Source organism: Stenotrophomonas sp. PS02298 (assembly GCF_029959445.1).
Taxonomy (GTDB): Bacteria; Pseudomonadota; Gammaproteobacteria; order Xanthomonadales; family Xanthomonadaceae; genus Stenotrophomonas.
In genome coordinates this window covers 1-9,379 of the sequence record NZ_JASCOR010000163.1, presented here as the reverse complement: position 1 = coordinate 9,379, position 9,379 = coordinate 1, and the positions used below count along the sequence as shown (strand labels likewise).

General features: G+C 63.3%; 8 protein-coding genes, 1 tRNA gene and 1 other RNA gene. 5 read left to right on the top strand and 5 right to left on the bottom strand.

The genetic code is table 11. The features are described 5' to 3' along the window. Positions 1-11: 11 nt before the first annotated feature. Entirely contained in the window at positions 12-716 is a 705-nt protein-coding gene (locus tag QMX78_RS17900; protein WP_282272066.1) for a protein phosphatase 2C domain-containing protein, read from the bottom strand. Between the two features lie 203 nt (positions 717-919). Between QMX78_RS17900 and QMX78_RS17895 the strand changes: the two genes are divergently transcribed. After that, positions 920-1,010 (top strand) — tRNA-Ser (locus QMX78_RS17895). Between the two features lie 121 nt (positions 1,011-1,131). Then, positions 1,132-1,530, top strand: a complete 399-nt coding sequence (locus tag QMX78_RS17890) for a DUF6165 family protein (protein WP_282272064.1) — start codon at positions 1,132-1,134, stop codon at positions 1,528-1,530. Between the two features lie 245 nt (positions 1,531-1,775). Here the strand turns inward: QMX78_RS17890 and QMX78_RS17885 are convergent, their stop codons facing one another. Then, the gene (locus QMX78_RS17885; RefSeq protein WP_282272062.1) at positions 1,776-2,822 is read right to left on the bottom strand and encodes a glycosyltransferase family 9 protein; all 1,047 of its coding nucleotides are present in this window, start codon (positions 2,820-2,822) and stop codon (positions 1,776-1,778) included. A gap of 20 nt (positions 2,823-2,842) precedes the next feature. Between QMX78_RS17885 and QMX78_RS17880 the strand changes: the two genes are divergently transcribed. Together QMX78_RS17880 and QMX78_RS17875 are read left to right on the top strand one after the other, a co-directional pair. Further along, positions 2,843-3,592 (top strand): 3-deoxy-D-manno-octulosonic acid kinase, encoded by a 750-nt coding sequence (locus QMX78_RS17880; protein WP_282272060.1) that lies wholly within the window; start codon positions 2,843-2,845, stop codon positions 3,590-3,592. 1 nt (position 3,593) lies between these two features. Next, positions 3,594-4,358: an MBL fold metallo-hydrolase gene (locus QMX78_RS17875; protein WP_282272057.1), complete on the top strand. Its 765-nt coding sequence runs from the start codon at positions 3,594-3,596 to the stop codon at positions 4,356-4,358. Positions 4,359-4,821: 463 nt separating this feature from the next. Here QMX78_RS17875 and ffs read toward each other — a convergent pair. After that, positions 4,822-4,918: signal recognition particle sRNA small type (ffs, locus tag QMX78_RS17870), an RNA gene on the bottom strand. 311 nt (positions 4,919-5,229) lie between these two features. Between ffs and sugE the strand changes: the two genes are divergently transcribed. Beyond that, positions 5,230-5,547, top strand: coding sequence for a quaternary ammonium compound efflux SMR transporter SugE (gene sugE, locus QMX78_RS17865; RefSeq protein ID WP_282272054.1), 318 nt, complete (start codon positions 5,230-5,232; stop codon positions 5,545-5,547). A gap of 8 nt (positions 5,548-5,555) precedes the next feature. Here sugE and QMX78_RS17860 read toward each other — a convergent pair whose 3' ends face one another. Both QMX78_RS17860 and QMX78_RS17855 read right to left on the bottom strand, forming a co-directional pair. Further along, positions 5,556-6,008, bottom strand: coding sequence for a GNAT family N-acetyltransferase (locus QMX78_RS17860; RefSeq protein ID WP_282272051.1), 453 nt, complete (start codon positions 6,006-6,008; stop codon positions 5,556-5,558). 151 nt (positions 6,009-6,159) lie between these two features. Beyond that, on the bottom strand, positions 6,160-8,511 hold the full coding sequence (locus tag QMX78_RS17855; RefSeq protein ID WP_282272049.1) for a GH92 family glycosyl hydrolase: 2,352 nt from the start codon (positions 8,509-8,511) through the stop codon (positions 6,160-6,162). Positions 8,512-9,379 lie beyond the last annotated feature (868 nt).

Below are 9,379 nucleotides of genomic sequence, written 5' to 3'. Positions count from 1 at the left end.
GTTCCGCTGCCTTAGTGGCAGCGGACCAGGACGACGGTGACGTTGTCCGAGCCGCCGCCATCCAGTGCGGCGGCGACCAGCGCATCCACGCATTCCTGCGCGCTGCAGTCGCCGTGGGCCAGTGCCTCGGTGAGGCCGGCATCGTCGACTTCCTCGGTAAGCCCATCACTGCACAGCAGCAGCTGCATGCCAGGACGCAGTTCGCCGGTCATGGTGGCGACGTTGAGGTGGGCCGGATCGGTCACGCCCAATGCCTGGGTGACCACATTGCGGTGCGGATGTGCGCGCGCCTGCTCGGCGGTGAGCGTGCCCTGGGCGATCAGTTCCTGCACATAGCTGTGGTCCTGGCTGAGCTGGCCCAGTTTGCCGTCGCGCCACAGGTAGGCGCGGCTGTCGCCAACCCAGGCCACCTCGAAACGATTGCCCTGCACGCGTGCGGCCACCACCGTGGTACCCATCGGCAGGCTGTCGTTGCGGCGGCGCGAGGTGCGGATGATCTCCTCATCGGCGGTGCGGATGGCCTGCACCAGCGAAGCGCCGTTGCGGACCTCGCGGACGATGGTTTCGCGCGCCAAGGCGCTGGCTACCTCGCCGCAGGCATGGCCGCCCATACCATCGGCCACCAGCCACAGGCCAAGCTCGCCGTCACCGTAGTAGGTGTCTTCATTGAGCTGGCGGCGCAGGCCGACGTGGCTGAGGTGTCCAAATTCGATCATGAGTGCCCGAGCGGGCTGTATATCAACGGTGAAGGTCTCTGCATCATCGCGTTCATGGAGGTGTACGGCAAGCGCCTGCAGACACTCGTTTGGCTGGCGGAATGCAGCGCCGGGATGGCCAATAGCGTTTTTTTGTTAAAAACCGCTTGTCCGCGCAGCCGATGCCCCTTATTATTCGCAGCCCGGTTCGCCGGGGACCATCTGGAGAGGTGGCAGAGCGGTTGAATGTACCTGACTCGAAATCAGGCAGGCGTTTATAGCGCCTCGGGGGTTCGAATCCCCCCCTCTCCGCCAGATACTTGAAAAAGCCACCCTCGGGTGGCTTTTTCTTTTTGCTCCTCCTGCACCTTGGCTCTGCGGCTGAATACCCAGCAGCAGCGGCTACACTGTGCGCCTGATCCAACCGGTAAGCCCCATGTCAGAAATCCTCGTCCCCGTGTCCTTCGGTGAACTGTTGGACAAGATCTCCATCCTGCAGATCAAGTCCGAGCGCATGAGCGATGCGACCAAGCTGGCCAATGTGCGCAATGAGTTGAACGCGCTGGACAGCACCTGGACCGCGCACCCGGCCGCGGCACAGGACATCGCCGCGCTGCGTACCGAGTTGAAGGCGGTCAATGAGCGCCTGTGGGACATCGAAGACGACATCCGCCTGAAAGAGAAGGCGCAGGCCTTCGACGACTCGTTCGTGCAGCTGGCGCGCAGCGTCTACATCCAGAACGATGAGCGCGCGCGCATCAAGAAGGCCATCAACCTGGCGTTGGGTTCCAGCTACGTGGAAGAGAAGTCCTACCAGGATTACCGGGCGGGCTGAATCTGTTTTGTAGGAGCGGCGTGAGCCGCGAAGCTCGTACATCATCAGATGGCAGGAATGCCGGGCGCGTCAGCACAGTCAGCTTCGCAGCTGACGCAGCTCCCACAAAAAAACCAAATCCGCCTTGTGGGAGCGGTGTAAGCCGCGAAGCTCGTGGATCAGCAGATGGCGGGAATTCCCAGCGCTGCAGCATGGTTGGTTTCGCGGCTTACGCCGCTCCTACAAAAAGCGGCTCCTGCAGCTGGTCAGCTTTGATGATCGGCGCGATACCGCTCAAACGCCGCAATCGCATCCTCCACCGTGATCAACGACATCACGTCGTCGAACTCGATCTTGGTGCCCCATTTCAGCGCGCTGGCCGGCTTGTTGAGATAGCGGCGGGCGGCATCGTCATAACGGTCCACGCAATAGCGGCGGTCCGAGTACGGGCCGCTGCGTGCCGGGTTGCTGGCCGCATGCAGGCCCAGCACCTTGGTGCCGACCGCATTGGCGATATGCATCGGCCCCGAGTCCGGGGTGACCAGCAGCGAGGCGCGGGCCAGCAGGGCCGGCAACTGCTTGAGCGTGTCCTTGCCGACCAGGTCCAGCGCCGGGTGCTTCATCGCGGCGAGGATGGCGTCGCTGGTGCTGCGTTCCAGCTCGCTGCGTCCGCCGCACAGCACCACCCGCCAGCCCTGGCTTGCAGCGTGGTCGGCCAGCGCGGCGTGGCGCTCAGCGTACCAGTTGCGGCGCTGGTGGCTGGAGCAGGGCGAGATCATCAACACTGGCCGGCCATCTTCCTCCCACTGCGCGCGCGCCCACTCATGCGCCTCCGGTGGTGTGGCCAGGTCCCAGCTGACCTCGGTCTGCTTCAGCCCCAGCGGCTCGCAGAAGCTGCCGATGGCATCGAGCACATGGATGCCGGGGCGGTCGGGGATGCGCTCATTGATGAAGAGCCCATGCAGGTCCTTGGAGCGTGACTTGTCGTAGCCGATGCGGCGCTTGGCCGGGATGAAGGCTGACAGCAGGTTGGCGCGGGCGGCCACCTGCATCTGCAGCAGGGCATCGAAACGGCCAGGCGGAAATTCGCGACGCAGCGCACGCATTCCAGCCAACCCGCTGTTCTTGTCGTAGACGTGGAAACTGACCCCGGGCAGGCCGTCGAGCAGCTTGTGGCCGGCCTTGTCGATCACCCAGTGCAGTGGCGTGCCCGGAAACCCCCGCTGCAGTGTGCGCACCAGTGGCACCACATGGGTGACATCACCCAATGCCGAGAGGCGCAAAAGACACAACGGGGACGACGATGCAGGCATGTGTTGTTAGACTCGTAAAGATGGTCGCATTTGACGCCACTGAAGCGCTGACGCCCTGCCGCGATGGTCGCGGCTATGGCGCCATTCTGTTCGACCGCGAACGCCTGCGGCAAGCCGATCCCGGTTTGTTCGCGCCTGCGCAATGGGGCAACAAGGCCCATCCGGTGGGCGATGGCGGCCGTGGCGGTGCATGGTTCATCGACGCGCCGTTCGGTCGCAGCGTGCTGCGCCAGTACCTGCGCGGTGGTGTCGCCGCCAAGCTCAGCCATAGCAGCTATCTGTGGCGTGGTGCCAACCGGACGCGCAGCTTTGCCGAGTTCCGCCTGATGCGCGAGCTGATCGCGCAGAAGCTGCCGGTGCCGCGCCCCTACGCGGCGTTCTATATGCGCGAAGGCCTGCGCTACAAGGCAGCACTGCTGATGGAGCGGCTGGAAGACGTGCGCTCGCTGGCCGACCACGCGCAGGTTGCCGGGCGCGGCGCGCCGTGGGAGGAGGCCGGGCGGATGATCGCGCGCTTCCACCGTGCGGGCCTGGATCACGCTGATTTGAACGCGCACAACATCCTGTTTGATGACGCCCGCCGTGGTTGGCTGATCGATTTCGATCGCGGCGTGCTGCGCATTCCCGCCACCCGCTGGCGCGAGCGCAACCTCAAGCGCCTGCTGCGCTCCCTGCTCAAGCTGCGCGGCGCGCGCAGCCGCGAGGACGTGGAGCAGGACTATGCGCGGCTGCGCCGCGCCTATGATCTGGCCTGGAACCGGGGCGTGTGAGATGAGTTGGGCGTTGCGTTTCCTTGGCGTCGGCAATGCGTCGGCGGTGGAGCTGGGTTCGCCGATGTCGGTGATCGAGCACGGCGGCCAGCCATGGCTGACCATCGATTGCGGCGGCGAAGGGTTGACCGCCTATCGCAACCATTACCGCGCCATGCCGGATGCGCTGTTCGTCACCCATATCCATCTGGACCATGTGGCCGGTTTCGAGCGCCTGTTCGTCGATGCCTTCTTCAACCCGCAACGGCGCGGCAAGGTACGGCTATACGTGCCAGCGCCGCTGGTACCGCTGCTGCACAAGCGGGTAGGCGACTACCCGAACGTATTGGCTGAGGGCGGCGCCAACTTCTGGGATGCCTTCCAGTTGATCGTGGTCGGTGAGGCGTTCTGGCATGAGGGCGTGCGCCTGGAAGTGTTCCCGGTGCGCCATCACTGGCCGGAAACCGCCTACGGCCTGCGCCTGCAGGGCGCAGTGGTGTGGAGTGGCGATACCCGCCCGATCCCGGAAATGCTGGCGCGATTTGCCGATGACAACGAATTGATCGCGCACGACTGCGGCCTGCACGGCAATCCGTCGCATACCGGCGTGGATGATCTCGAGCGCGAATACGATGCCGCCACCCAGGCGCGAATGATGCTCTACCACTACGCCAGCGCCGCCGACGGCGACGCCTTGCGCGCGCGCGGCCACCGCGTGGCGATGCCGGGTGAGTGTGTTGTGTTGGCCGAGTCGACGGCACCGCGTGCGGAGCCGTTTGAGGGTTGAGGTGCGAGGCATGGCTTTCGCGGCTGTAGGAGTCGCGGAGCTGCATGACCTGTCAACAACTCAAATAGGAGCGATATCCGAGCACCTCTCCCGCCTGCGGGGCGAGAAGGGGCGCTTGCGAACCACCGGTTCGCGACTCTTGGAGCGCACTCGCGGCAACGCGAGGGCCGGGGCGCGGAGCGGGGGTTGGGGTGAGGGGAAGGCCGAAGCCAGCCTCTGTCAGCCACATCCGAACCCTCCGAGGCAACGTAGCCCGGGTAAGCGCAGCGCACCCGGGAAGCATGCCGGTTAACTCGTAGCCAATAAAAAGCCAATTCGTGGTCGGCAACCAGTCGATCGTCCGGCAGAAGTCCCGCCCGACCCAAAGCCCCGGGTGCGCTGCGCTTACCCGGGCTACAACGCGCACAAACAAAAGCGGCCGCTTCATCAGCGGCGGAACTTTCCAAGGCCCAAAAAGGTGGCGACCCCGCCGGCTGACCTCGGCGCCCGCGTCGATCGATACCGTTGCTGCCTTCCGGCCCTGGCGGGATTTTCGACCTAGCGTCGCGAGGGGCCGACGGGGCCACCATAGAGACGGTTTGGCCGCGCTAGGCGCGGCCATTCACGATACGAGAGGCTGGGGCGATGCGATCATCAGCCGCCGATGCTTCATGGACCGGACACAAACTGGAGCAGGTCCTGATCGTGTGCGGCGATTGTAACGTATGCATGCACCAGCCGACCAGCGTTCCGGCTTGAACCCCGTGTAACCCGCAGCCGCCGGTTTGCGGCCCCAGACGCCCGGCTTGGATAGAATGCCCACCCAACGGAGGACGACCTCCGCCCATCACGGGACTTCACCCAGGACGGCCTGGCTTCTCTAGGAGGCTGTATGGCTTGGATCTATCTCGTGATCGCTGGTGTGCTGGAAATCGTCTGGGCGCTGGCAATGAAGCAATCCCACGGTTTCACCAAGCTGGTTCCCAGCATCGTCACCATCATCGGCATGATCGCCAGCTTCTGGCTGCTGGCCTTGGCCATGCGCAGCTTGCCGCTGGGCACCGCCTATACGATCTGGACCGGCATCGGCGCGGTGGGCGCGTTCATCATCGGCATCATCTTCCTCGGCGAGCAGATCAGTGCGATGCGTATTGGCGCGGCGGTGCTGATCGTCAGCGGGTTGGTGCTGATGAAGCTGTCCAGCAGCTGATAACGGCCTCAGTCCTCGCGCAGCACCAATACCATCTCAACGGCATCCAGCCCCGGGCCGTGGCCATCCGCCACGACCCGGGTCACGCTGAAACCTAGCTGGGCGTAGAAGTCCTGCGTGTGCTGGCTGGTGCTGAGCTCCACGCGCTTCGCATTCGGGCTCTGTCTGGCCTGCTGTAAACGCGCAAGGCTCAATTGCCTGCCGAACCCCTGCCGATGCACGGCGCGCTCGACCATGCCCCAGCAGAAAACGGCGACGCCATCGTCCCGTATCGCCAAGCCGCCGCAGGCGACAACACGATCGTCGTGCTCGATCAGCTGATAGTCGCAACCTTGCGCATCGCGCTGTAGGAACTGCTCGAAGTCTGCGCGTTCGGCTGGCGTGAAGTACTTGGGCACATTGCTGTCGAACAGCGACAGGCAGGCGTCGGCATCACAAGGTTGATAGGGACGGATCGGCATACGCTGCAATCTAACAGCTGGGGAGGGGGGCTGCTTTGGCTTTGGTTTTGGTTTTAGCTTTAGCCCCTCTCCCCTTGCGGGAGAGGGGGTGGGGAGCGCGAAGCGTGCTTTCAACGGTCAAACAACGCAAACCTAGCAGCACAAAAGCCAATCACCGCGACATCGAATAGGGCAGCGTTGCCGCATCCGCAGCCCAAGACTTGTTCGGCTCAGCCTGCATCGTGAACCGCAGTTCCCCTCCGGCAACAATCTCCTGGTGCGTCACATACGCCCGATCCAGCGGCTTGCCATTGAGGCTCACCGAGCCAACATACGTATGCGCAGCATCCAGCCCGGTAGCAACGATGCTGAAACGCTTCCCATCCGGCAGATTCAAGGTCGCCTGCGGCAGGAACGGCCGGCCGATGATGTACTGGTTGCTGCCCGGCGTAACCGGATAGAAACCCAGCGCGGTAAACACATACCAGGCCGACATCTGCCCAAGGTCATCATTACCCGCCAAGCCATCCGGGCGCGCCGCGTACTGCGTGTCCATGATCTGCTTCAAGCGTGCCTGCGTGCGCCACGGCTGCCCGGCATGTGCATACAGATAGGCAACATGGTGGCTTGGCTCGTTGCCATGTGCGTACCAGCCAATCAGTCCGGTGATGTCTTCCATGTGCGCGAAGATCGACGGGTCGACTTTGGCTTCAAACACATCATCCAGACGCTGCAGCAGCTTGTCGCTGCCACCATGCGCCGCCGCCAAGCCGGCGACATCCTGCGGCACGTACCAGGAATACTGCCAGGCATTGCCTTCAGTGAAATCCGTGCCGTAACCGCTGGCGCTGGGATCAAACGGCTCGCGGAAACTGCCATCGCGCTTGCGCGCGCGCATGAAGCCGGTGCCCGGGTCGAAGGCATGCTTCCAGTTCGCCGCACGCTTGTTGAATTCGCTCGCCACTTCGGTCTTGCCCATGTCCTGCGCCACCTGGGCGATGGTCCAGTCGTCATAGGCATATTCCAGCGTCTTGCTGGCCGCTTCGCCTTCCTCATCGATCGGCACATAGCCGAGCTCGCGGTACTGCGCGATGCCGTCGTACGGGCCATAGTTGGCGCTGGCGACCATCGCCTGCAAAGCCTCTTCGGTGTCGTAGCCACGGATGCCCTTCATATAGGCATCGGCGATCACTGGCACGGCGTGATAGCCGATCATGCACCAGGTTTCCAGACCGTGGAACGACCACACCGGCAGCACGCCGTAAGGGCTTTCGCGGCGTGAGGCCAGCAGCGAATTGACGAAGTCATTGGTGCGTTGCGCTGGCTGCATCAGCGTGGCCAGCGGGTGCAGGGCGCGATACGTGTCCCACAGCGAGAAGGTCGAATAGTTCGTCCAACCCTTGGCCTGATGCACCGCGTTGTCCGGCCCGCGATAACGGCCGTCGCTGTCCATGAACAAGGTTGGCCCAAGCAGCGTGTGATACAGCGCGGTGTAGAAGCGGGTGCGCTCGTCCGCGCTGCCCTGCGCTTCGACCGCGCCCAGTGCCTCGCTCCACTGTTGCTTGGCGGCAGAACGCATGCCATCGAAATCCCAACCTGGTGCTTCCGCATCCAGGTTGGCAATCGCACCTTCCTCGCTGACCGGCGAGATCGCCACCTTCACCAGCAACGGCTTGCCGGCGTCCGGCACCACATCAAAGGCTGCAACCAACTGCCGGCCTTCGATCTGCGCGCGCTGTGCCGGGTCCTTCTCGCCCGGCGGCGGGAAACCCTTGTAGACCACGTCCTGCTCGGTGTCGTGCAGCTGATGGCCACTGAGCGGCTGCGAGAAACGCATCGCGAAGTACAGCTGCCTGCCCGGCGCCCAGCCGCGCGTCTCGCGGAAGCCGGTAACCGTGCCATCGGCCCGCACCCGCAAGCGCGACCACAGGATCTTGCCCGGGTAGTCGTACATGCTGGTGCGCAGGTCGAGCACCACATGTGCCGGCTTGCCAGCCGGGAAGCTGTAGCGGTGCATGCCGACGCGTGCGCTGGCAGTCAGCTCGGCACGCACCTTGTAGTCGTCCAGCGTCACCGCGTAGTAGCCCGGCTGGGCGGTTTCGCTCGCGTGACTGAAGCGCGAGGTATAGCCGCTCAGGGGCTGATCGGGATCGCCGCGCTCCAGCTTCAACTCACCGGTAGTCGGCATCAGCAGCAGATCCCCCAGATCCGAATGGCCGGTGCCGGAGAAATGCGTATGCGAGAAGCCGACGATGGTGCTGTCGTCATAGCGATAGCCCGCCGCCCAGCCATAGCCGTTCTTGCGCGACTGGATGCGGGTATCGGGCGAGAGCTGGACCATGCCGTAAGGGACGGTCGCGCCCGGATAGGTATGACCCTCGCCACCGGTACCAATGAAGGGGTTCACGGCGGCGTAGGCGGCTTCGCTGGCGGCGGGCGAGGCCGCCAACGCGGAAGGCGCTGCCAACGAGGAGGCTGCCACGGTTGCTGCAAGTACCAACAGGGTCGCGCCAAGCTGCTTCATCCCGCACCTTTTGGATCGGTCTAATTATTGCAAGCTAACACGGAGAAGCGGGTGGGTCAGAACTGCATAGCCATAGCCATTCTCAGGCGACTGAGATTGGGGTATCAGGCGAAAGCTGGACTATGCTGCAAGGACGGTGACACTTCGATATATATGGTTTTCGCTGCCGATGCCGACGGAAGGCTTGCGGTGGAATTGATGGCTGCGTTGGGGGCATGCGAGGCTGCCTACGGTGCCATGGCGAAGGTTGCTGCGGTTGCTAGAAGTATTACGGGGCTGCCCCAAGTTGCTTGATCACACACCGTTTGGGATTGGTCTAGTGCTGGAAGCTCGCATGCCGGTAGGTGCACTCTGAGGCCATTGGTCCGTCCAGCTCAGTGGGGCGGTTTTGCAGCTACAGCTGCAGCGGGGTGTTTGCCGGCGGCGGCTTGGTGGCTGCGTCCCAGTAGATATGCAAAATTAGGGGCTGCGTCGAGATGTTGATTCAGTTGAACATCTGCCACACTTCTTGGATGCGAGCCAACATGGAACCTGGCTTAGGGGTCTAAATTTGCCGATCGAAATTCGTTCATTACCTTCTGTACCGCAGGGTTTAATTGACGCTGCGACGCGAACCACACTGGTTCCATTTGTCGGAGCAGGTATATCTCAGCTAGCAGGGTGTCCTCGCTGGTCCGAATTCGCTGACCGCGCTCTGGACTCTCTCGTTGTCCAGCAAGTGCTCACCGCAGCGCAGAGGTCTGAATCGCCCAGGCTTTTGTAGACACTCTTCAGCCGTTTAGTGCGTACTGCCGTTCAAACTCTATCGGGGACAGGCCGCCATTGGAACCGTGTCGCCGTGTCGGGTTGTAAAACATCTCGATGTACT